The sequence below is a fragment of the Dactylosporangium roseum genome (assembly GCF_025264685.1).
Taxonomy (GTDB): Bacteria; Actinomycetota; Actinomycetes; order Mycobacteriales; family Micromonosporaceae; genus Dactylosporangium; species Dactylosporangium roseum.
Map to the genome: position 1 here is coordinate 1,025,749 of NZ_CP073721.1, position 22,531 is coordinate 1,048,279.

Here is a 22,531-nt window from a genome sequence, read left to right on the forward strand (position 1 = left end):
AAGGCCGCGAAGTCAAACCCAACGGCCTCTTGCCAACCCGGACCAGGCTGACAATTCGGGCGCGGGCCTCGGAGGCGTCGCCGCCGAGTCCGCCGGCCGGCACGCGTTCCGGCGCAATCCCGCCGCCAGGCCGGGCGACCCCATGATCATGGGAAAGATCTGGCTATCGGGGCAGCCAGATCTTTCCCATGATCTGTGAGATCGAGCGGCACGGTGGCGGATTGAACCGGGAACGTGCGCCGCCCGGCATACCTCGGCGGTGACCCCTCGGAGCCGTGTGCCCGAATTGTTGGTCTTGTTCGGTTTGATAAGTGACCTGTCGGGTTTGACTTCGCGGACTCGGGCGATCACTCGCGCCGATCCCTGCCGATGGGCGGCGGCAACGGCCGGGGGTTCCACTCGGACCGCACCGCCCGTCGCCGTCGGCCGAGCACGATGAGCAGGAGCAAGACGACAACGAGAACGCCCGCGAGAGCGACGAACATACCGGCCCGACCGCCACGCGAGTCACCCTTCGGTGCCGCCGCAGCAGTTGTACCGGCAACAGTCGCGCCGGCCGAGGCCGGGGGAACATCGGCAGTGAGCGCCGCGACAAGGTCGAGGACGCCATACCCGTATTGCTCGTCCCGCCCAGGAGCCCCACGGTCCTGCGCGGTGGCGGTGAGCCGCCGGACCACCTCAGGCCCGCTGAGCTGCGGATACTTCGACCGAACGAGCGCCACCGCCCCGGCCACGATAGCGGTGGCGTCACTGGTCCCAGAAGCTGTCCGATACCGCTGACTCGCCCCGATCGAGAGAATATCGACGGCGGGAGCCGCGATCATGACTTCGGGCCCAGTGACGGAGATCCCGGCATGGTTGCCCTGTCGATCAACCCCTCCGACAGCAAGCACGCCAGGTAGCCGAGCAGGGTATGCGACTTTCTTGTCGTTTGGCGCGTTGCCGGCTCCGGCGACAACAACGACGTCCGCGGCGATCGCCTGATCAACTGCCGTCTCGATGGAGTCGTCCTCGCTGGTGCTGATCGAAATAGAAATGACCTTCGCGCCGTGCTCGACCGCCCATGCGATCCCGTCGCCAAGATGGGCGGGATCGCCGGTGATTCCGCCTGGGAGTACCCGCAGCGGAAGAATGGTTGCTTTCGGCGCAATGCCGAGCGCTCCGTTGCCGTCCCCCTTGCCGCGGGCCGCGATGAGCGCCGCCATGGCCGTGCCGTGTCCGTCGGTGTCGGTACGGCCATCGCCGTCGCGGTCGAATTGCTTTCCTGCTACGACGACAGAGCTGAGTTCGCTCGATCGAGGATCCACGCCTGTATCAGCAACACCGACGAGGATGCCGTCACCCTTGCTGAACTGATGCGCCACAGCAAGATTGAGGAATTGCAGGTGCCACTGCCGGTCGCGAATAGAATCGGCGTATGCGACCGATGGGGAGGCAGTGGTGGCGATCAATGCGACCGTTATCAGCGTCAGGAAACGTACGATCATCGATCGATGCCGATCACGCCACTACCTGCATCATGACCTTTAGGCAATCTTGGAGCGTCGAGCACCGGTGCTACACCTGCGCCGACTTCCCAGGGATCACCGGGATCCATTTGCCGGTGGATTCTGCGGCGTTCGACATACTGCTCGAATGAGTGGTCCCGCCACCCGCTACTCGATGTTCGCGTACTGCTCGCAGATTCACCGTGGCTGAAGGGCGGTCGTGCTGGCGACCGGTGAGAGTTGTTAGGACTGAGCAAGGGGCTGCCCCTGGTCGCGCCAACTGACGGCGACGTGCCGCCACGCGCGACAGTGGCCCCGTTGTTTGGTGCTCCACCGAGTACGCCGCTGACGGGGAGACTACTCCGAGGGGCAATCCGTTCCTGTGGTCCTTCGCTGCCAATTACCCCGCCAGGCCGCAATGCAGTGGCGCCATTACCGGTTTTGCTGAACCAGGGTTTAACCGCCTGCCCTGCAGATGTGGGCGGCCACGGTCCGGCGATTGGCTGAGAGTCGGGCAGCGATCCCGGGCTTGCTGGCGACAGGGGTAGGGCTTTGGGAGAGGGTGAAAACTGGGGGCCGCCGGCCAGGGCGGGCGCCTCATTTCCGTTCAGTGGCGGCGCAACATCTAGAAGATGTGGCAGTGCGGATGGCGGAGGCGTATCGAATTTTGGTGCCGGTACATGGGTACCCTCACCGCTATTTCCGCTGCGGCCATGGTTGGTCAGGCGCGCTTCCGGATCGTACATCGGGCCGACGTCAATTCGGGCTATGACCGGCATTGATTTGATCAATTTCGCAGCTTCGTCCACGCGAACGTCTGTGGCGGTCATTATGTCGCGCGCTTGCTGGTCGAGTCGCTCCTGGTATTGCCGCATGATCAGCGGGCCCAATCCAGGGACTGGTAGGAGCGGGTGATCGGAACCCAGGATACCCGACATTGTCGGGAATATCCGCATGTTGAACTCGCCCGCTGCGGCTTCGTTGCTCCTGTACTTGGCCTGGAGTGCTTGCAATTGACTCTTCGCGTCGGCGATTGCATTCGTGATGTGTCCGAGTCCGGCCCAAATCTGTGCGGCTGTCCTGCTGGCCGACTCCAGCACCGAGACATGTGCGTTTAGCTGATCGATGAAGGTCTGGGCTGCCTCGCTCTTGGCTGGACTCCAATTTGCGGCAAGGTCGGCGGCCAGTGCCTTGAGGTTCTGTTTCTGTGACAACAGTAGGTTGTGTTTCTGTTCCCATGCCTGGAGGTGGGCGGTGGCGGACGCGTCGGTGTCGTTCTCGACCATCGCCAAGAGTTCGGGCAGGCGCCACCGATCGTAGGCGCCGCTCATCGGGTCGGCCCGCCGTGCCGGCGCATGAACAACTCTTCGGCTTCCGCGGCCTCCTGCTCGGCCCTCACGCGTGCTGCTTCGGCTGCCTGGGCTGCCCCGGCAACCCTCGCCGACGCCCCTCCGAGAACGACTTGAATGTCGGCCGCCGAAAGCTCGTCGCCTTTCCGGTAGGCGACCACCACGTCTTGCGCGGCCTGGGCCATCACGCCGGCGTTGTGGATCAACGTGTCCAGGAAGGTCATGGCGGCGTTGAGTTGAGCGTTGTACTTCACCGCGGCTGCCTGTACCGCTGGACTGCCGCTCCTCGTGCCGAACGCCGGGTACCACGTCAGGATCTGTTTGATGCGCTCGCTCGTCGGCGCCATGTCCTTTTCGACGTCTGACTTCAGTTGTGCGCCGAAAGCCATCACCCCGGCTGTGTTGATCTCGAAACCCTGTCCGTTGCCCACGGTCCCCTCCGGTCCCCCGTGTATTGATGAACCTCAAGGTAGCGGACCGGCGGTAGTCATGGCGTCCCTGTGAGTCACGGTCTTGCGGCGTTCAGCCCGTGAAGGGCGATACAGCCGTCGGCGAATGGCAGTACAAAGGACAGCATGTCGATCGACGGCGTCACCCGGGAACTGCTTGTGCGCTATCTGGATACGTGGGCGCCCGGCAGCCTGCACTCGGCGCACGGCGCGACCTTCCTCTACGCGTCGGGCACCGCGCTCGACCACACCACCGGCGAGGCGGCCGTGCGTGCGCTGGCCGAGTTCGCCGACCGTCTTCGCGGCCGGCGGCTGTCGCTGCTGTTCGTCGCGCCCGGCGTCGAAGGTCTCCAGGACCGGCTCCAGCAGGTGCAGCGCGAGCTGCAGACCCCCGCCGAGCTCGCTGTCCACGTCGTCCCCGGTGCCGCGGTCGCGCCGGTGCTCAAGGCGGCGGGCGCGGCGGCCGGGCCTCTGCTCGCGATGGTCGACGACGGCATTCCGAAAGCCTTCACCGCAAAACCGGCCGAGGTGCTGGCAACGGCCCCCGCCGGCACCTGGCCCTCCCAGCGGCGGGAGCTGCGGGAGCGGGGCTTCGAGCTGACCGCCGGTGTCGAGCTGGTCGAAGGGGCGAACGAGCTGCTCGTCGCCTTCGGCACCCGTTCGGCGAAGAGCCTGGAGGCCTTCAAGAACGAGATGTGGGCCCTCGACGAGTTCGCGGGTGTGCAGTATCGCGACCCGGGGGACCCGGAGGGCCACCTCATGGACATCTCGCTCGAGCCGAACCCGGGCGCACTGCGTCGCGAGCTCCTCGACACCCTGCGCGCCGGGCCGAAGACGGTCACCGAGCTCAAACGGTTTGCTCTGACCGACACCGTGTATCGCGCCGCCGATGCGCAGAAGGTGGTCACGGCGCTGCTGCACACGGGCGCCGTGACCCGAAGCCCTGAGGCGGGACGCCTCGGCGGCGACGTCGTCATCCGACTGCCCGGCGGATGAAGTCGAGCTCGAGGCGCAGCAGCTTTTCGGCGAGTCCGCCGGCCGCCATGTGGGTCGCGCCGGTCAGCGGGATCATCGAGTGCGGCCGGCCGGAGGCGAGCAGGGCCGCGGAGAGCCGCAACGTGTGCGCGGCCACGACGTTGTCGTCGACCAGGCCGTGGACCAGCAGCATCGGCCGGGCGTCATCGGGCCGCACCGGCGGCTCGGCCGCCAGCTCGATGAGCGAGTTGTGGGCGTAGACCTCGGGTGCGTCGGCCGGCAGCCCGAGATACCGCTCGGTGTAGGCGGTGTCGTAGAGACTCCAGTCGGTGACGGGCGCGCCGACGACCGCGCAGCGGTACACGTCAGGCCGGCGCAGCACACCGAGCGCGGACAGCCACCCGCCGAAGGACCAGCCGCGGATCGCCACCCGCTCCAGGTCGAGGTCGGGATGCTTGTCCGCGAGGGCCTGCAGCGCGTCGACCTGGTCGGCCAGGATGACGTCCGAGAACCGCCGGTGGATCGCCTTCTCGAAGCTGGGAGCCACGCCGGGCGTGCCGCGGTTGTCGATCGACACGACCGCGAACCCGGCGTCGGCCCACCACTGCTTCTCCTGCCACCGTGCCCGTGCGGCGACCACCTCCTGGTGCCCCGGCCCGCCGTAGATCGACACGAGCACCGGCAGGCGTCGCCCGGACACGTGCCCGCGCGGATAGAGGACCCCGGTGGGGAGGCGCCGGTCGGTGACCCGCTCGAGCGCGGGTCTCGGCGCATATGGGGGATCGGCCGCGAGTGACGAGATCTCGCCGATGACCTCGTCGTCGTGATGGATGCGGTACCGCCAGCCGCCGTGCTCCAGCGTCTGTGAGCCGATGACGAGGGTGCGACCGGCCGCCTGCGCCAGATGCCACCCAGGCTCCGTCGAGAGCCGCTGTGCCTGGGCACTCGAATGGGTGACCGGAATGCGGAAGACGTGCTGCTCGCTGGGTTCCCCTTCGCTGGCCTCGACGACGAGGTCGCCGTCGAGGCGGCCGGCGACGCGTCGCACGTACAAGTTGGGGGGTGTTATCAGACTGCCGTCGGCGAAGAGGCAGCGGGCGTCGTAACCGTCATGGGCGAGCTCGCCGCCGACCAGCACACGTCCGTCGTTGAGATGTGCGGGCGTGCCCGGCACCGGTTCCACCCAACGCGGGTCGGCCAGCTCGGCGTGCACCTGCGTCTCCCCGGTGCGGGGGTCGACGGCGATGACGAGGCCGTGCTGCTGGAGGCGGCGCAGCACCGTCAGCAGCGGTCCGCTCGACTCCGACCAGGCGGCCGCGACGAGATACGGATAGGTCTCCCGGTCCCAGTGGACGTCGACCCAGCCGCCGTCGAGGTCGAGAACGTGCAGAGTGACCTTGGCGTTGGTCGACCCGGCGTGCGGGTAGGCCACGGTGGTCGGCGGCTGCTCCGGCATCGACGGGTCGTGCAGATGCCAGCGGGCCACCCTCGACTCGTCGACCCGGGCGGCCAGGATGCTGCGGCCGTCGGGGGACCACCAGTGCCCCCGGTAGCGGTGGAACTCCTCGGCCGCGATGAACTCCGCCATGCCCCACGTGACGCCGTCCTCGCCGGCGAGCAGGGCGTCGGTGCCGTCAGGCTGGATGACGCGCAGCGCGCCACCGGTGACATAAGCGATCCGGCGCCCTGCCGGATCGGGCCTGGGGTCGACGACCGGCCCCGCGGTGGGCAGCTCGGCGACATCACCGGTGGTGAGATCGGCGCGGAACAGCCGGCCGCCGAGCGGGAAGGCCGCGATCACGCCGGCGTCGTCGAGCGCGAACGAGCCGATCCCGCCCGCCGACAGCCTCAGTCGCTCGCGCAACGCGCGCTCTGCGGGCGGTAGGTCGGTCTGGTCCTCTCGCAACAGCGTGGCCGGGTCGGCCAGCCGGCGCTCGGTGCGGGAGGCGACGTCATAGACCCACAGGGCGTCGCTCGGATCCTCCGGGCCGGAGGAACGCAGGAACACCACCCGCGCACCGTCCTGGGTCACCGTGACGGCCCGGGGTGCGCCATAGGAGAAACGTCGGGTACGTGCGGCCAACTCCGGATAGTCCACCCCGGAATGTTTACTCGATCGCGGCGGATTGTCATGTGACCGAACCGGAAGGTGACACAGGGTTGTCTCGTGATCACGCAACTGGTGGCCGTGGGGAGAAGTGTCGGCCGGAGGCCGTAGAGTTGCTCCCGTGAGTGCTCGGAGCATCCTTTTCGTCCACGCGCACCCCGACGACGAGTCGATGGGGACCGGCGCCACGATGGCGCGCTATGCGGCTGACGGTGCCCACGTCACCCTCATCACCTGCACTCTCGGTGAGGAGGGTGAGATCCACGTGCCGGCGCTGGCCGGGCTCGCCGCCGCCGAGGCCGACCAACTCGGTGGTTACCGCATCACCGAGCTGGCCGAGGCGTGTCGCCTGCTCGGGGTCACCGACCACCGGTTCCTCGGCGGGGCGGGGCGATACCGGGACTCCGGCATGATGGACACGCCGGCCAACAAGCACCCCCGGGCGTTTTGGGGCGCCGACCTGGACTCGGCCGCGGCCGAGCTGCTCGAGGTGATCCGCGAGGTGCGCCCGCAGGTCGCGGTGACCTACGACCCCAACGGGTTCTACGGGCATCCCGACCACATCCAGGCCCACCGGGTGCTGATGCGTGCCGTCGAGCTCGCCGAGGCCGAGGGGACTGCCCCGGAGAAGGTGTACTGGACGGCGGTGCCGCGCAGCGTCCTGGAAGCGGGCATGCGCGAGTTCCGCGATTCGTCGGACAACCCGTTCGCCGACGTCGAGCGGGCGGAAGACCTGCCGTTCGGCTCTGCCGACGAGGTCATCGCCGCCCGGGTCGACGCACACGAGTTCGCCGAGGAGAAGACGGCCGCGCTGCGGGCGCACGCGACGCAGATCCCGCAGACCTCCTGGCTGTTCTCCATCGCGGGCAACTTCGGCGCCGAGTTCATGGGCGTGGAGTATTACCAGTTGGCGCGTGGCGAGAAGGGACCCGGCGTCGGTCCGCACGGCTGGGAGGAAGACCTGTTCGCCGGCCTGGACGTCGACCCGCCGAGGACCCCCGGCCCGCGGGCGGGCGAGGTCGTGGCGGCGGAGGCCGGCGTATCACTGGAGGCCACGGCATCGTGAGGACGAAGCGCGGCCGCCCGCAGGCGAGGAACACCGCGACCCTGGCGGAGCCCGGGACGAGCGCGGCCGACGACCTGCCGAACGGCCGGGAGGACGTCGAGATCAACGCCGTCGCCGGCGAGGTCGCGGAGCCGGGTTCCGCGCCGGGGGAGGTCGTCGTGACATTCGATGAGGGGGCGGGTGACGAGTCCCAGCGGGTGCGCCGCGAGCTGCCGCCACGCTGGGCGAAGCGGCTCGACGTGGGCATCACCGTCGCCGGGCTGGTCGTGGCGACGCTGCTGGCGTTGGCGCTCGCGATCGTCGAGGCGTTTCTGGCGCCGCTCCGGCTGAACGGTTCCGGCATGCGGCTGCCGATCTCGCTCGTGCTGGCGTTGGTCACCAATCCGCTGCTGGGGTGGTTCGCGTTCGTGACGACCGGGAAACGGCTCGCGGCGCTGCTGCCCGCCGCGGCCTGGTGCGTGGTGTGGATTCTGGCGGCGGCCCGAACCTCCGAGGGTGACCTGCTGATCGCCGACAGCAACTGGGTCGGCCTGCTGACGCTGTTCGCCGGGCCGATGGCGTTCGCGATCGGCATCTACGTGGCGGCGCTGCGCCGGCGCACGGACCTGGCCGGGGCCGGAGCGAGAGGTGGCGCACCGGGTAGCACAGCCGGCGGCGGCCAGGTGGGCGGCAACGCGCCGCACGGTCAAGGATGACGCCTGTCGATGGCCGAGCGAGACCCAGCGAACTCCAAGGCGGCGGGGCCTTGCGCCACGGAGCGTGGACAGGTAGACACGTTCCCTGCGTAGCGCCGAACGGGTCCGCTGTGTGCGCGGCGCCGGATCGATCACGGGGCGAGTGGTGACGGAGGCTTGCGATGAAGCAACGGTGGCTGCCGGCCGGCCTCATTGCGATGGGCCTCTTCCTGGTCAACGTCATCGCGCGGCTGGTGGTGCGGTTCGCCGCCGAGAGCGACGACGACAAGCAGGTCACGATCGGGTTGTGGGCGTTGATCGCGGTCGGGGCGGTCATGATCCCGGTCGCGTTCTGGTACGGGCGGCGGCACCCGATGCTCCGGGTCATCGGCGATCTCGGGCTCGCTGTTGTGGTCGCCTGCCTGCTGGCGGTGCTGATCGGACCGTTCGTGTCGGGTGTGGCGCCGTTCAGCAACGGGGTCGGTCTGGTCTTCCGGCAGTTCTTCTACTTCGTCGGGCTCTCCGCGATCGGTGCGGTGTTCGGGCTGCTCGCGCTGATGACGATGGGGCTGGACCATCGCTCGCAGTCCTGGAAGCGATACATCCAGCGGGTCGGGACCAACCCCCGCAAGGGCGTCCGACGCTAGCCGGGAAATTGTCGGCCAGGAGGGATGGCGAGGCGCCGCGACGAGTAGGTGTGGTGCACCGTGAAACCCAGGCGGTCGTACAGCGCCACTGCCGGGGTGTTCCGCTGCTCCACTTGCAGGTAGCAGTCCTGCGCACCCAGGTCCGACGCCCACGCGGCCAGCGTCCGGACCAGGCGTTGAGCCAGGCCCCGGCGGCGGAACCGGTCGTCCACACCGATCAGGGACAGGCCCAGCCAGCGGCCGTCAGGGTCCGCCACGCAGCCGCGGGCGGTGGCGCGGAGGGTGCCGCTCTGGTCGTACCACTCCCCGAATCGGACCTCGGAAACGTCGGTCAGCACATCGCGCGCGGCCGGAGGGAGCGGGCCCTTGCGGCCGGCCACCGTCGTCAGCCACTCCTCCGAGGGTGACGTGGCGAGGACGATCTCGCCGTCGATCGAGGGTGAGAGGTCGGCCAGGCGTGCCACCATCATCTGGGTCACCGGCATCGCCGTCCAGCCGCGCCGCGCCAACTCGTCGTCCAGGCGTTGGAACAGCGGCACGGGGACGCTCATCGCCGGTGGGAGGCCACGCTCGCGGTACCACTCCTCGACAAACGCGATCGCCTCGTCCTGCGGCAGGTCGGGGGAGCCGATCGCCAGCGCCGAGTTGCCTCGCTGCGTCCAGCCGTCCGTTGCCCGCAGGATCCAGTCGCCGAGGGTGGCGCGCTCCTTCGGCGGCCAGCCGGCCGCGGCCGCGTGCTCGATCGCCTCGGTCGGCGTAAACCGCCGGCGGGCAGGCACAACCTTCGCCCGGGCGATCTCATTGGTTGGTACGCGCACCGCGCCCGTCCGTGCACGCACTGTGAGATGCGTCTCCGTAGCTTCGACGAGGTAGCCTAGAATGTCGGAAAATACCGGTCGTGCGTCACGGATGCCGGCGAAACGACGCACCACAACGCGTTGTCCGACATGTTGTGGCCCGAGCACGATCGACCTCCCGTGAACCTGGATACTAGGCTCGTACCGCCGCGGTAGGGACGCGGCGGGGTTCGCCAACCACGTTGGCAGCCTCAGGTGCGAAAGAGGGCGACCCGTGACATACATCATCGCCGAGCCTTGCGTGGACCTGCTCGACAAGGCCTGCATCGAAGAGTGCCCTGTCGACTGCATCTACGAGGGCAACCGCATGCTCTACATCCATCCGGATGAGTGCGTGGACTGCGGTGCCTGCGAGCCGGTGTGCCCGGTCGAGGCGATCTTCTACGAGGACGACGTCCCGGAGAAGTGGAAGGACTTCGTCGGCGCCAACTACACGTTCTTCGACGAGCTGGGCTCGCCTGGTGGCGCCTCCAAGGTGGGCAAGATCGAGAAGGACGCGCCGTTCGTCGCAGCCCTGCCGCCTCAGGAGCACGACCACTGACCAGCACCGTCTCCGCACAAGCCCGGCGCGCGTTAGCAGCCGGGCTGCCGGACTTTCCGTGGGACCGGCTCGAGCCGGCCAAGGCAGCCGCTGCCAAGCATCCCGACGGGCTGGTCGACTTGTCGATCGGCACGCCGGTCGACCCCGTGCCCGCGGTCATCCGCGCGGCACTGGCCGACGCGTCCGACGCGCCCGGCTATCCGCTGACCGCCGGCACACCCGGGCTGCGCGAAGCGATCCGTGGCTGGGTGGCCCGCTGGTGCGAGCCGTCCGGCGACGGGTTCGGCGTGCTGCCGACCATCGGCTCGAAGGAGCTGGTGGCCTGGCTGCCGACGCTGCTCGGGATCGGCCCGGGCGACACGGTGGTCATCCCGCGGGTGTGCTACCCGACGTATGAGGTCGGCGTCCAGCTTTCGGGCGCCACGGTCGTGCGCGCCGACTCGCTGACCTCGGTCGGCCCGGCCCGGGTCCGCCTGGTCTGGGTGAACTCGCCGTCGAACCCGACCGGCCGGGTCCTGCCACCCGCGCACCTGCGCAAGGTCGTCGACTGGGCGCGCGAGCGCGGCGCGATCGTGGCGAGCGACGAGTGTTACCTGCCGCTGTCTTGGGAGTCGTCGCCGGTGTCGATCCTGTCGGTCTGCGACGGGTCGTTCGACAACGTCCTCGCCGTCCACTCGCTCTCGAAACGCTCCAACCTCGCCGGGTATCGCGCGGGCTTCGTCGCCGGCGACCCGGCGCTGGTCGACGAGTTGCTGCAGGTGCGCAAGCACTCCGGCATGATCGTCCCCGCCCCCGTGCAGGCAGCCATGGTGGCCGCCCTCGGGGACGAGGCCCACGTCGAGGAGCAACGGGAGCGGTATGCGCGACGCAGGGTCGTCCTCCGCACCGCCTTCGAGCGCGCCGGCTTCACGGTCGAGCACTCCGAGGCCGGCCTGTACCTCTGGCTGACCCGGGGCGAGGACTCCTGGTCGACGGTCGACTGGCTGGCCGAGCGCGGCATCCTGGCAGCTCCCGGCGCCTTCTACGGCCCGGCGGGGGAGCGGCACGTGCGGGTCGCGCTGACCGCGAGCGACGAGCGGGTCGCGGCGGCGGCCGCCCGCCTGTAGGGGCGCGGCCCTCCCCGTCGCAACGATCATGCAGTTGTGGTGCCCCAAAAGCCGGACATTCTGGGAGTTTCGGGGCACCACAACTGCATGATCAACGCGAATGGGAAGGGGGTCAGTCGTTGGCGTGCAGCGCGGCGTTCAGTTCGATGCCGCGGCCCTGGCGCTCGCGGACCTCCAGGCGACCGTTGACCGAGTTGCGGATGAAGAGCAGGTTGCTCACGCCCGACAGGTCACGCGCCTTCACCACCCGGCCGTCGGGGAGCGTCAGCTTCGCGCCGGCGGTGATGTAGCAGCCGGCCTCCACCACGCAGTCGTCGCCCAGCGAGATGCCGATGCCGGCGTTGGCGCCCAGCAGGCAGCGCTCACCCAGGCGGATGGTCTCCTTGCCGCCGCCGGAGAGCGTGCCCATGATCGACGAGCCGCCGCCGACGTCGGTGCCGTCCCCGACCACCACGCCGGCCGAGATGCGGCCCTCGACCATCGACGTGCCCAGCGTGCCCGCGTTGAAATTCACGAAGCCCTCGTGCATGACCGTCGTGCCGGAGGCGAGGTGGGCGCCGAGACGGACCCGGTCGGCGTCGGCGATCCGCACGCCCGACGGCGTGACGTAGTCGACCATCCGCGGAAACTTGTCGATGCCGAACACGTTGAGCCGGCGACCGGCGAGCCGCTCGGCCAGCCGAAGCTCGTCGACGCGCTCGGGCGGGCAGGGTCCGGCCGAGGTCCACGCCACGTTGGCCAGCAGGCCGAACTGGCCGTCGAGGTTGGCCTGGTGCGGCTGGACCAGCCGGTGGGAGAGCAGGTGCAGGCGCAGGTAGACCTCGGCGGTGCTGGTCGGCGCGTCGCCGAGGGACTGGATCTCGACACGGACCGGCTCGGTGCGCAGGCCGGGCAGCGCACCGCCGGAGGGTGCGGACAGGTCGGGGACATCCGAGGGCGCGGCGCCCAGGCTCAGGTGGCCGGCCGGGAACCAGACATCCAGCACCTGGCCCGATTCCGTCACGGTGGCGAGGCCGGAACCCCAGGCGGGCGAGTCGATGTAGGCGGTCGTCACGTGATCGAACGCTACCCCATCTACCGTGGACGGCATGCTCACCCGTGATGTGCTCGCCGATCCCGTCGCCCTGACCCGGGCGCTCGTCGACATCGAATCGGTCTCCGGCAACGAGGCCGAGATCGCCGACCGTGTCGAGGAGGTGCTGCCCGAGTGGCTGCGGACCGAACGGTTCGGCAACACCATCGTGGCCCGGACCGAGCTGGGCCGTCCGCAGCGGGTGGTGCTCGCCGGGCACCTCGACACGGTGCCGCTGCACGACAACTGGCCGTCCACTGTGGAAGGCAACCTCATGCACGGCTGCGGCACCGCCGACATGAAGTCCGGCACCGCCGTCGCGCTCCACCTGGCCGTCACCCTGGCGGAGCCCCGCCACGACGTGACCTACGTCTTCTACGAGTGCGAAGAGGTCGACTCCGACCGCAACGGACTGAAGATCCTGGCCGACAACCGGCCGGAACTGCTGACGGACGCCTCGTTCGCGGTCCTGCTGGAGCCGACGCATGGCCTGGTCGAGGCGGGTTGCCAGGGGACGCTGCGGGTGCTCGTGCGCACCAGCGGCAAGCGCGCCCACTCCGCGCGGTCCTGGCTGGGTGACAACGCCATCCACAAGGCGGCACCCGTCCTGCGGAGTTTGCAGCGGTACCGCGAGCGCATCGTCACGATCGACGGCTGCGAGTTCCACGAAGGGCTGAACGCCGTGCGTGTCTCCGGCGGCGTCGCCGGCAACGTGATCCCGGACGAGTGCGTCGTCGAGGTCAACTTCCGCTTCGCGCCGGACCGCTCGGAGGCCGACGCGCAGGACCACGTCCGCGAGGTGTTCGAGGGGTTCGACGTGGAGGTCGTCGACTCGGCACCCGGCGCGCTGCCCGGTCTCGACGAGCCACCGGCGCAGGAGTTCCTGGCGGCCATCGGCCGGCCACCGCGGGCGAAGCTCGGCTGGACCGACGTGGCCCGGTTCGCGACGCTGGGCATCCCCGGGCTGAACTACGGGCCGGGCGACCCAAACCTGGCCCACAAACAGGACGAGCACGTCGAGATCGACAAGATCGTCGAAGGCGCGGCGGTCGTGCGCCGCTGGCTGAGCAAGTAGCTACTCGGCGGGCTTGTCCGAAGTGTCGCGCGGCGCGTCGGGCAGGCTGGCCATCATCCGGCGGACCACGAGCACCTCGCGAATCCGCCGGTTCATCTGCCGCTTGCGGCGATCGTGCTCGGTTCGCGTCATCGCGGTCACCCCCCACACCGTGCACCCAGGTATACCGGGTACGACGCCATGGCAGGCGAAAACGTTGCACTCCGCACCTGATTTCTTACCGAACCGCGACCTTCGGCCGGTCCGAAGGGTGTTCAGCGGGGTGCGGGCGGTCCGCTGACGAACGTCCGGCCGTCCGGATACGGCCACGGGTTGGCCACACAGCCCTCCAGGCCGAACGTCTGCCGGGCCATCACCGGGGCCGGCGCACCCTTGCGCGGGCAGACCACGTGACCGTTGCCGAGGAAGTGGCCGACCTCGTGGTTCACGACCATGTCCCGGTAGTCGGCGAGCCGCGGGTACCAGGCGACGCCGAGCAGCCACCGTTTGAGGTTGATGATCACGTCTCGTCCGCCCCGGCAGGACACCTCGCCCCGGGTGCGCACACCCCGCCGCGCGCACATGGTGTCGGTGGTCGAGGGCGTGGCCAGGTGCACGGTCAGCTCGCTGGGAGAGCCGGACGGCACCCGCTGGAACGACCACCGGCCGGAGGCGATCCAGCTACGCGCGTCGCCGAGCGTCTCGTGGACCGCGGCCGCGAACACCTCGGGGTCGACGCCCGAGCCCTCCTCGGCCGCTACGACGTATCGCACCAGGCGGCCGGCGGTGCCGGCCCGGTCACCGCCGGTGGCCGAGAGCTGGAAGCGGCCGGTCCCGCGGGCCGGAACGGCGACCGGCGCCGGGGACAGGGACACCGTAGGTGACGGGGACGCCGTGGGCGGCGGCGTGGCCGGGGACACGGCGAACGCGGCCGGCGATGCCCGGTCCGACGGCGCGGCGAGTGGCGGCGGCGGGGAGGACGAGCTCAGCCCATACCACACCAAGGAGGAACCCAGCAGCACGCAGACCGCCGTGACCACGATCAACCATCGGCCCGTCATGGCTGCATTGCTATCACGTGTCGGCGGGCTGGTCGGCCCCATCGTATGCGATCCACGTACCGTGACACCCATGACCGATGCACAGAGCAGCCAACCCCGGGAGCGGCATCGCGGCATGGTGACCCTGCGGCGTGACGCGATTCCGCCGAGCACCGCCGACGAACGGCTGCTCGACTCGCGACTGCGCCACGAGTGGAAGACCAAGGACGCGTGGCGGGCGCTGCGCATCCTCAGCGAGTTCGTCGAGGGCTTCGACACGCTCGCCGACCTGCCGCCGGCCGTCAGTGTGTTCGGCTCCGCGCGCAGCAAGCCGGACAGCCCGGAGTGGAAGCTCGGCGAGGAGCTCGGCGCGGCGCTCGCGCATGCGGGATACGCGATCATCACCGGCGGCGGGCCGGGCGTCATGGAGGCCGCCAACAAGGGCGCCGCCGAGGCCGGTGGGCTCTCCGTCGGCCTCGGCATCGAGCTGCCGTTCGAGCAGGGCATCAACCAGTGGGTCGACCTCGGCATCGACTTCCGGTACTTCTTCGCCCGCAAGACGATGTTCGTGAAGTACGCGCAGGCGTTCGTCGTGCTGCCGGGCGGCTTCGGCACGCTCGACGAGCTGTTCGAGGCCGTCACGCTGGTCCAGACCAGGAAGGTCACCCGGTTCCCGGTCGTGCTCATGGGCCGGTCGTACTGGCAGGGTCTGCTGGACTGGATCCGCGAGACCATGATGGCCGACGGCAAGATCGGTCCGGAGGACCTGCAACTGCTGTTCGTGACCGACGACGTCGACGAGGCGGTGCGGCACATCGTCGAGGCTGGGGAGTACCTCGACGAGCTCGAGACGGCGTCGGCGCGGCGGACCGCGCGCGAGGCGGGCGGGAGCTGATGGCGTCCATCGGCGTGTTCTGCGCCTCGTCCCAGCGGCTCGACCAGCGCTGGCTCGACCTCGCGCACGACGTGGGCCTGGAGATCGCGCGACGGGGCCACGAGCTGGTCTCCGGCGGCGGCTGCGTCGGCATGATGGGCGCCGTCGCGGACGGTGCCCGGGCGGGCGGCGGCCGCACGTACGGCGTGATTCCCCAGTCCCTCGTCGATCTCGAGGTCGCCGACACCAAGTCCGACGAGCTGGTCGTCACCGACGGCATGGCCTCCCGCAAGACCATGATGATCGAGAAGTCCGACGCGTTCATCACGCTGCCTGGCGGCCTCGGCACCCTCGACGAGCTCTTCGAGGTCTGGACGACGGCGATGCTCGGCCTGCACCACAAGCCGCTGCTGCTCCTGGACGCCGACAACTTCTACGGTGGCCTGCTCTCCTGGCTGGGCACGCTCGCCGACCGGGAGTTCGTCCGCACCTCGGCGCTGGCGTTGCTGATGGTGTCGCCCGGTGTCGGTGAGTCACTTGACCTGATCGAAGCGTCGTTGCTCGCCGCATGACCCGGGAATTGTCGGTCGGTCATGGTTCGATAGCCGCGTGACCGCGACAGCTTCTCCCGCGGGGCCGCGCCGTGCCTATCGGCTGGTGCGACGGCCCCCGGTGGCGGCTGCCCCGATCGGCGCCGATCCCTGGCAGCGACTCGTGGTCGAGCACACCGCCGGCCCGCTGCTCGTCATCGGCGGCCCCGGCACCGGCAAGACCTCCACGCTGGTCGAGGCGGTCGCCGCACGGGTCGCCGACGGCGTCGATCCGGAGCGCATCCTCGTGCTGACCTTCGGCCGGCGCGGCGCCGTGCGGCTGCGCGACCGCGTCGAGGCCCGGCTCGGGCGCACCGCCGGCCTCCGCACGACCGCGGAGCCGACGGTCCGCACGTTCCACGGCTATGCGTTCGGCCTGCTGCGCCGGGCGGCCGTCGAGCGGGGCGAGCCGTCACCGCGCCTGCTCACCGGCCCCGAGCAGGACCTCGTCATCCGCGAGCTGCTCGCCGGCGGCACCGTGGCCTGGCCGGAGTCGCTGGAGGGCGCACTCGGCACCCGAGCGTTCGCCACCGAGCTGCGCGACCTGCTCTTGCGCGCCGTCGAGCGTGGGGTGGGCCCGGCCGACCTGGCGCGCCTGGCGACGATCCACGGCCGCGCCGACTGGGCCGCCGGCGCCCGGTTCTTCGAGGAATATCTTCAGGTCCTGGCGTTGCGCGACGCCACGACGAGGGGTTCCGTGGCATACGACTACGCCGAGTTGGTCCGTGCTGCCGCGTCCCTCCTGCTGGACGAGCCCGACCTGCTGGCCGCGGAGCGCCGCCGGCTGTCGTTCGTGTATCTCGACGAGCTGCCCGACACCGACCCGGCCCAGGTCGAGCTCCTGGAGCTCATCGCGGGCAACGGCGCACACCTCGTCGCGTTCGCCGACCCCGACTCGTCGACGTTCGCCTTCCGTGGCGCCGACCCCTCGATCGTCGGCGAGTTCCCGTCCCGTTTCCCGACCGCGGCCGGCGCGCCCGCCCCGCAGGTGACGCTGCCGCACTCGCGGCGGCTCGGCGACGGCCTTCTGGCGCCCACCCGGCGGGTCGCGGTGCGCCTGCGCGGCCCATCCAGGCACCGCCTCCTGCAGCCGGCGCGTCCGGGCGGCACCGTCGAGACACGCACGTTCGCCTCGGAGACCGCCGAGGCCGCGTTCCTCGCGCACCGCCTCCGCGAGGCGCACCTGCTGCGCGGCGTGCCCTGGTCCCGGATGGCCGTGATCGTGCGGTCCACGGCCCGGCAGCTCGCGCCGTTGCAGCGGGCGCTGCACTCGACCGGCGTGCCGACCGTGACCGAGGCCGAGGACCTCCCGCTGCACCTCCAGCCGGCCATCGCGCCGCTGCTGCTGCTCCTGCGCTGCGCCCTCGACGACGCCCGGCTCGACGAGGACGCGGCGATCGCGCTGCTGCACTCGCCGCTCGGCGGCGCCGATCCGCTGGCCGAGCGGCGGCTGCGGCAGGGGCTGCGGGCGCTCGCCCTGGCGGCCGGCAGCCGGCGGCCCTCGGGCGTGCTGCTGGTCGCGGCCCTGAAGGACCCCGCCGAGCTGGCCATGGTCGAGCGGCGCTGGGCGGCGCCGGCGCGGACGGTCGCCCGGCTGCTCCAGGAGGCCCGGGACGCCGCGGCCCGGCCCGGCGCCACCGCCGAAGAGGTGCTGTGGGCGGTCTGGCACGCCAGCGGCCTCGCCGACCGCTGGTCCATGATCAGTTCGCGCGGCGGCCACCGGGGCGCCGCCGCCGACCGCGACCTCGACGCGGTCGTGTCGCTGTTCGACGCCGCGGCCCGGTTCACCGACCGGCTGCCCGGCGCCGGGACCGAGGTCTTCCTCGACCACGTCGAGGGCCAGGACCTGCCGGCCGACTCGCTCGCCCCGTCCGCCGACCGGGGCGACGCCGTGCGCATCCTCACCGCGCACGCCGCCAAGGGCCTGGAGTGGGACGTCGTCGGGGTCGCCGGCGTGCAGGAGGGCGTCTGGCCCGACCTACGGCTGCGGGGCAGCGTCCTCGGCTCGGAGCTGCTGGTCGAGGTGCTGGCGGGGCGCACCATGGAGACGATCGGCCGGCTGTCGGCACTGCTCGACGAGGAGCGCCGGCTGTTCTACGTCGCGGTGACCCGGGCCCGCGAGCAGATGCTCGTCACCGCCGTCGCGTCCGGCGACGGCGAGGAGCAGCCGAGCCGGTTCCTCACCGAGCTGGCCAGCGACGAGGAGCTCGACGGGCAGGCCACGTTCGAGACGCCGCACGCCCTTACGCTGCCGACGCTCGTCGCCGAGCTGCGGGTCGCGCTCGTCGACCCCGACGCCTCCGACGCCGAGCGCACGGCGGCCGCCCGGGTGCTGGCCCGGCTCGCCGCCGAGGACGTGCCGGGCGCCGACCCCGACACCTGGTGGGGGCTGCCGGCGCTCTCCGACGACCGGCCGCTCGTCGACCCGGGCGAGCCGGTCCAGGTCACCCCGTCGACGGTCGAGAGCGTCGACCGGTGCAGCCTGCGATGGTTGCTGGAGCGGCACGGCGGATCGCTCACCCCGTCGCCCGAGCAGTCGATCGGCAACCTCGTTCACGCCGCGGCCATGCTCGCCTCCGACGCGACCGTCGACCGGGCGCAGCTCGTGGCCTACGTCGCCGACCGGTTCGACGCCATCGAGCTGTCGGCGCGCTGGCTGGCCGGGCGCGAGCGGGAGCGCGCCGAGACGATGCTCGACAAGCTCATCGGCTGGCTGGCCGGCAACCCCCGCCGGCTGGTCGCGATCGAGCAGGACTTTCTGGTCGAGCTGGCCGATCCGGAGGCGCCGGTCGAGATCAAGGGCCGGGTCGACCGGCTGGAGCTCGACGAGCACGGCCGGCTCGTGGTCGTCGACCTGAAGACCGGCAAGACCATCCCGGTCAACGCCAACCTCGCCGAGCATCCGCAGCTCGCGGCCTACCAGGCCGCGATCGAGCTCGGCGCGTTCCAGGAGTCCGACGTCGCGGGCGGCGCCGCGCTCGTTCAGCTCGGCGGCGACACCAACACCGCCCGCGAGCAGGTCCAGCCGCCGCTCAGCGAGGCCGACGACCCCAACTGGGCGCGTGCGCTGGTCCAGCGCACGGCGCGGACGATGGCGGCGTCGACCTTCAGCGCGGTCGTCAACAACAAGTGCCGGGTCTGCCCGGTGAAGACCTCGTGCCCGGTGTCCGGCAAGGGCCGCCACGTGACGGGCGCGGACACGTGATCGATCCGGAGCGCGGCGCCGGGGCCGGTCATCATGCGCGCGGTCCGGTGGTCGCATGACCGCGGCCAGCACGTCGCCAAAGATCGACGCCGGCCCGCGGTACACACCCGTCGAGCTGGCGAAGCTGCTCCGCCTGCCGGCGCCGACCGTCCAGCAGGCCGCGGTCATCGCGGCGCCGGTCTCGCCGCTGCTCGTCGTGGCCGGTGCCGGGTCCGGCAAGACCGAGACGATGGCGGCCCGGGTCGTCTGGCTGGTCGCCAACTCCCACGTGCGGCCGGAGCAGATCCTCGGCCTGACCTTCACCCGCAAGGCCGCCGGCGAGCTGTCGCACCGCATCCGGCAGCGCCTCGGGCAACTGGTCCGCCGCCTCGGCCGCGACGACCTCATCGCCGGCGAGCCGACCGTCGCGACGTACCACTCGTATGCCACGCGCGTCGTCCGCGAGCACGGCGTGCGGGCCGGGTTCGAGCCGTCGACCCGGCTCCTCACCGAGGCCGCGTGCTGGCAGCTCGCCGACGCCGTCGTGCGTGCCTACGACGGCGACATGACCGCCGTGGCCGCGGCCCCCTCGACGGTCGTCGACGCCGTGCTGCACCTTGCCGGGGACCTCGCCGAGCACCTGCGCGAGCCGGCCGACGTCGCCGCGTGGACCGGCCGGTTCTTCGCCGAGGTCGGCGGCAAGACGGGCAAGATGGCCAAGCCGGTGCGTGACGTCCTCTCCCGCCAGCAGGCCCGGCTGCAACTGCTGCCGTTGATCAGGCAGTATCAGGAGAAGAAAGCGCTGCTGGAAGCCATGGACTTCGGCGACCAGTTGTCCAGGGCGGCTCGGGTGGCGAGCGATCATCCGGAGGTCGGGGCCGTCGAGCGCGACCGGTTCCGGGTCGTGCTGCTCGACGAGTATCAGGACACGAGCCACGCGCAGGTCGTGCTGCTGCGCGCACTGTTCGGCGAGGGGCACCCGGTCACCGCGGTCGGTGACCCCTGCCAGTCCATCTACGGCTGGCGCGGTGCCTCGGCCGGCACGCTCGACCGGTTCCCGGCGGAGTTCCCGGCCGCGCCCGGCGTGCCGGCACCGGAGCTGTCGCTGACCACGAGCTGGCGCAACCGGCCCGAGATCCTCGACGTGGCCAACACGCTGTCCCAGCCGCTGCGGGCGCACGGCGCGCGCGTCGCCGAGCTGGCACCCGCCGACCGCCTCGCCGAGCCCGCCTCCACCGCGACCGTCCACTGCGCACTGCTCGAGACGTTTGCCGAAGAGGCCGCGTGGATCGCCGACCGGGTGGTCGCCTCGTGGCGGCTCGCGGCGAAGGTCGACCCTGACACGTTCCCCTACGACATCCCGGTCGAGGACCGGCCGTCGACCGCGGTCCTGGTGCGGACCCGCGCGCAGATCCCCGCGCTGGAAAACGCGCTGCGCTCCCGCGGCCTGCCGGTCGAGGTCGTCGGCCTCGGCGGCCTGCTCGACACGCCCGAGGTCCGCGACGTGGTGAGCACCATGCGGGTCCTCGCGGACCCGGCCGAGGGTGCCGCGCTCCTGCGCATCCTGACCGGGCCGCGGTGGCGCATCGGGCCGCGCGATCTCGTGGCGCTGTACCGGCGGGCGCGTGCCCTCGCCGCCGCGCGCCGGGCGTCCCCGGACGACGAGCCGGACCTCGCGGACCGGCTGGACGAGGCCCTGCTCGTCGAGGCGCTCGACGACCTGGGCGACGCCGACGGGTATTCGCCCGAGGGGCACCGCCGGTTCGCCGCCCTCGGGCTGGAGCTGCGGCGGCTGCGCCGCCGGCTCGACCAGCCGCTGCCCGACCTGGTCGCCGACATCGAGCGGGTCACCGGCCTCGACGTCGAGGTCGCCGCCCGTCCCGGTGACGCCGGCCTGGCGCGCGGTCACCTCGACGCGTTCAGCAACATCGCGGCCCGGTTCGCCGCGGAGTCGGAGGGTGCGACGCTGAGCGCGTTCCTGGCGTTCCTCGCCGCCGCCGAAAACGAGGAGCGCGGTCTCGCGCCCGGCGAGGTCGAGGTGGTCGACGGCGCGGTGCAGATCCTGACCGCCCACGCGGCGAAGGGCCTCGAGTGGGACGTCGTCGCCGTGGCCGGCCTGTGCGTCGACGTGTTCCCCGGCGCGAGCAACTCCGGCGACCACTGGCTGCGGGGCCTCGGTGTCCTGCCGTTCCCGCTGCGCGGGGACCACGCCGGGCTGCCCTCGCTCGACCTGTCCGGCGTGGCCGACGTCAAGGGTGTGGTGGGCCGGCTGGAGCTGTTCAACCGCGAGTGGCGCGAGCACGACGTGCGCGAGGAGCGGCGGCTGGCCTACGTGGCGGTGACGCGCCCGCGGCGGCTGCTGCTCGCCAGTGGGTACTGGTGGGGCGAGGGCGTCAAACGGGCCCGTGGCCCGTCGGTGTTCCTGGCGGAGATCCGCGAGCGCTGCCTGGCCGGCGCGGGTGTGGTCGACGCGTGGGCGGAGACGCCGGCGCAGGACGCGCAGAACCCGACCGCCTCCGAGGTTCCCAGCGCGAGCTGGCCCGCCGACCCGCTGGGCGCCCGCCGGCCGCTGCTGGAGGCGGCCGCGGCGATGGTCCGTTCGGCGGCGGTGGTCGCGCCGTCGGCGGAGAGCGCCGCCGAGGAGGAGCCGCCCGCGCCCGGGTCCGTCGGGGCCGCGCCCGCCGAGGGTGGTGCCCGCGGGTGGTCCGACGAGGTGCTGCGGGATCGCGCCGGGCGGAGGTGGGCGGCCGAGGCCGACCTCCTTCTCGCCGAGCGAGCCCGGCTGACCCCGCATTCCGACGGGGCCGTCGAGGTGTCGCTCCCCGGCCACCTCTCGGTCTCGCAGCTCGTGGCACTGCGGCGGGACCCGCAGCGGTTCGCCCGGTCACTGCGCCGGCCGCTGCCGTCCCGCCCGGACCCGTACGCCCGGCGCGGCACCGCCTTCCACCACTGGCTTGAGCAGCGGTTCAAGGCCGAGCGCCTCCTCGACCTCGACGAGCTGCCCGGCGCCGCCGACGAGGGGGCCGCACCCGACGAGGCCCTCGCCGACCTACAGACGAAGTTCCTGGCCAGCGAGTGGGCCGACCGGGTGCCGCTCGACGTCGAGGTGCCGTTCGCCTCCGTGATCGCCGGGGTGGTGGTCCGCGGGCGAATGGATGCCGTCTACCGGCACCCCGACGGACGGTATGACGTGGTCGACTGGAAGACCGGCGGCCGGCCGGGCGGCGGTGACGCGACGGCGGCGGCGGTGCAGCTCGCGGCGTACCGGCTGGCGTGGGCCGAGCTCCGCGGCGTCCCGCTGGAGCGGGTCGGGGCCGCCTTCTTCTACGTCCGCGACGGGGTGACGGTCCGCCCGGCCGACCTGCTCGACGAGGAAGGTCTTCTGGCGCTGATCACCGCGCTCCCGGTCGGCCGGGCCGCCGACGCCCGATGAACTGGCAAAGTTCCGACATTTCGCTG

General features: G+C 71.3%; 19 protein-coding genes. 11 read left to right on the forward strand and 8 right to left on the reverse strand.

The window, feature by feature from the left end; all coding sequences use genetic code 11:
• Nucleotides 1-347 precede the first annotated feature (347 nt).
• The 3 genes from Drose_RS04990 to Drose_RS05000 are packed head-to-tail and all read right to left on the reverse strand — an operon-like array spanning nt 348 to nt 3,267.
• On the reverse strand, nt 348-1,487 hold the full coding sequence (locus Drose_RS04990; protein WP_260726992.1) for a S8 family serine peptidase: 1,140 nt from the start codon (nt 1,485-1,487) through the stop codon (nt 348-350).
• Entirely contained in the window at nt 1,484-2,818 is a 1,335-nt protein-coding gene (locus tag Drose_RS04995) for a hypothetical protein (protein ID WP_260726993.1), read from the reverse strand. The genes Drose_RS04990 and Drose_RS04995 overlap by 4 nt, the downstream gene beginning before the upstream one ends.
• Entirely contained in the window at nt 2,815-3,267 is a 453-nt protein-coding gene (locus Drose_RS05000) for a hypothetical protein (RefSeq protein ID WP_260726994.1), read from the reverse strand. Before Drose_RS05000 ends, Drose_RS04995 begins: the two co-directional genes overlap by 4 nt.
• A gap of 144 nt (nt 3,268-3,411) precedes the next feature.
• Here Drose_RS05000 and Drose_RS05005 point away from each other — a divergent pair, with 144 nt between their 5' ends.
• Nucleotides 3,412-4,281, forward strand: a complete 870-nt coding sequence (locus Drose_RS05005; RefSeq protein WP_260726995.1) for a hypothetical protein — start codon at nt 3,412-3,414, stop codon at nt 4,279-4,281.
• Here Drose_RS05005 and Drose_RS05010 read toward each other — a convergent pair.
• Entirely contained in the window at nt 4,259-6,358 is a 2,100-nt protein-coding gene (locus tag Drose_RS05010) for a S9 family peptidase (RefSeq protein WP_260726996.1), read from the reverse strand. The genes Drose_RS05005 and Drose_RS05010 overlap by 23 nt on opposite strands.
• Before the next feature lie 181 nt (nt 6,359-6,539).
• Here Drose_RS05010 and mshB point away from each other — a divergent pair, with 181 nt between their 5' ends.
• The 3 genes from mshB (at nt 6,540) to Drose_RS05025 (ending at nt 8,754) form a co-directional block, all read left to right on the forward strand.
• Nucleotides 6,540-7,433: an N-acetyl-1-D-myo-inositol-2-amino-2-deoxy-alpha-D-glucopyranoside deacetylase gene (mshB, locus tag Drose_RS05015; protein ID WP_260729613.1), complete on the forward strand. Its 894-nt coding sequence runs from the start codon at nt 6,540-6,542 to the stop codon at nt 7,431-7,433.
• Nucleotides 7,430-8,128 carry a hypothetical protein gene (locus Drose_RS05020; RefSeq protein WP_260726997.1) on the forward strand — a complete coding sequence of 233 codons (699 nt, stop codon included), beginning with the start codon at nt 7,430-7,432 and terminating at the stop codon, nt 8,126-8,128. The genes mshB and Drose_RS05020 overlap by 4 nt, the downstream gene beginning before the upstream one ends.
• Nucleotides 8,129-8,289: 161 nt before the next feature.
• Nucleotides 8,290-8,754 (forward strand): hypothetical protein, encoded by a 465-nt coding sequence (locus Drose_RS05025; RefSeq protein ID WP_260726998.1) that lies wholly within the window; start codon nt 8,290-8,292, stop codon nt 8,752-8,754.
• On the opposite strand, the gene Drose_RS05030 is transcribed toward Drose_RS05025, so the two are convergent.
• Nucleotides 8,751-9,572 carry a GNAT family N-acetyltransferase gene (locus Drose_RS05030; protein WP_425545096.1) on the reverse strand — a complete coding sequence of 274 codons (822 nt, stop codon included), beginning with the start codon at nt 9,570-9,572 and terminating at the stop codon, nt 8,751-8,753. The genes Drose_RS05025 and Drose_RS05030 overlap by 4 nt on opposite strands.
• Nucleotides 9,573-9,825: 253 nt before the next feature.
• On the opposite strand from Drose_RS05030, the gene fdxA reads away from it, so the two are divergent.
• Entirely contained in the window at nt 9,826-10,152 is a 327-nt protein-coding gene (fdxA, locus tag Drose_RS05035; RefSeq protein ID WP_259861542.1) for a ferredoxin, read from the forward strand.
• The gene (gene dapC / locus Drose_RS05040) at nt 10,149-11,258 is read left to right on the forward strand and encodes a succinyldiaminopimelate transaminase (RefSeq protein ID WP_260729614.1); all 1,110 of its coding nucleotides are present in this window, start codon (nt 10,149-10,151) and stop codon (nt 11,256-11,258) included. Before fdxA ends, dapC begins: the two co-directional genes overlap by 4 nt.
• 112 nt (nt 11,259-11,370) lie before the next feature.
• Here the strand turns inward: dapC and dapD are convergent, their stop codons facing one another.
• Entirely contained in the window at nt 11,371-12,312 is a 942-nt protein-coding gene (gene dapD / locus Drose_RS05045; RefSeq protein ID WP_260727000.1) for a 2,3,4,5-tetrahydropyridine-2,6-dicarboxylate N-succinyltransferase, read from the reverse strand.
• A 34-nt stretch (nt 12,313-12,346) separates the two neighbouring features.
• On the opposite strand from dapD, the gene dapE reads away from it, so the two are divergent.
• Nucleotides 12,347-13,405, forward strand: a complete 1,059-nt coding sequence (dapE, locus tag Drose_RS05050) for a succinyl-diaminopimelate desuccinylase (protein WP_390891324.1) — start codon at nt 12,347-12,349, stop codon at nt 13,403-13,405.
• Here dapE and Drose_RS05055 read toward each other — a convergent pair whose 3' ends face one another.
• Both Drose_RS05055 and Drose_RS05060 read right to left on the reverse strand, forming a co-directional pair.
• A complete protein-coding gene (locus Drose_RS05055) occupies nt 13,406-13,546 on the reverse strand; it encodes a hypothetical protein (protein ID WP_260727002.1) in 141 nt (46 codons plus the stop codon).
• A gap of 113 nt (nt 13,547-13,659) precedes the next feature.
• Complete coding sequence (locus Drose_RS05060) at nt 13,660-14,445, reverse strand: DUF3152 domain-containing protein (RefSeq protein ID WP_260727003.1); 786 nt, start codon at nt 14,443-14,445, stop codon at nt 13,660-13,662.
• 70 nt (nt 14,446-14,515) lie between these two features.
• Between Drose_RS05060 and Drose_RS05065 the strand changes: the two genes are divergently transcribed.
• Genes Drose_RS05065 through Drose_RS05080 form a run of 4 tightly spaced genes read left to right on the forward strand, consistent with a single transcriptional unit; the run spans nt 14,516 to nt 22,505 of the window.
• The gene (locus Drose_RS05065; RefSeq protein WP_260727004.1) at nt 14,516-15,319 is read left to right on the forward strand and encodes an LOG family protein; all 804 of its coding nucleotides are present in this window, start codon (nt 14,516-14,518) and stop codon (nt 15,317-15,319) included.
• Nucleotides 15,319-15,870: an LOG family protein gene (locus Drose_RS05070; RefSeq protein ID WP_260727005.1), complete on the forward strand. Its 552-nt coding sequence runs from the start codon at nt 15,319-15,321 to the stop codon at nt 15,868-15,870. Before Drose_RS05065 ends, Drose_RS05070 begins: the two co-directional genes overlap by 1 nt.
• A gap of 37 nt (nt 15,871-15,907) precedes the next feature.
• Nucleotides 15,908-19,093, forward strand: coding sequence for an ATP-dependent helicase (locus Drose_RS05075; RefSeq protein ID WP_425545097.1), 3,186 nt, complete (start codon nt 15,908-15,910; stop codon nt 19,091-19,093).
• Nucleotides 19,094-19,148: 55 nt separating this feature from the next.
• Nucleotides 19,149-22,505, forward strand: coding sequence for an ATP-dependent helicase (locus Drose_RS05080; protein ID WP_260727006.1), 3,357 nt, complete (start codon nt 19,149-19,151; stop codon nt 22,503-22,505).
• The last annotated feature ends 26 nt before the right edge of the window (nt 22,506-22,531 follow it).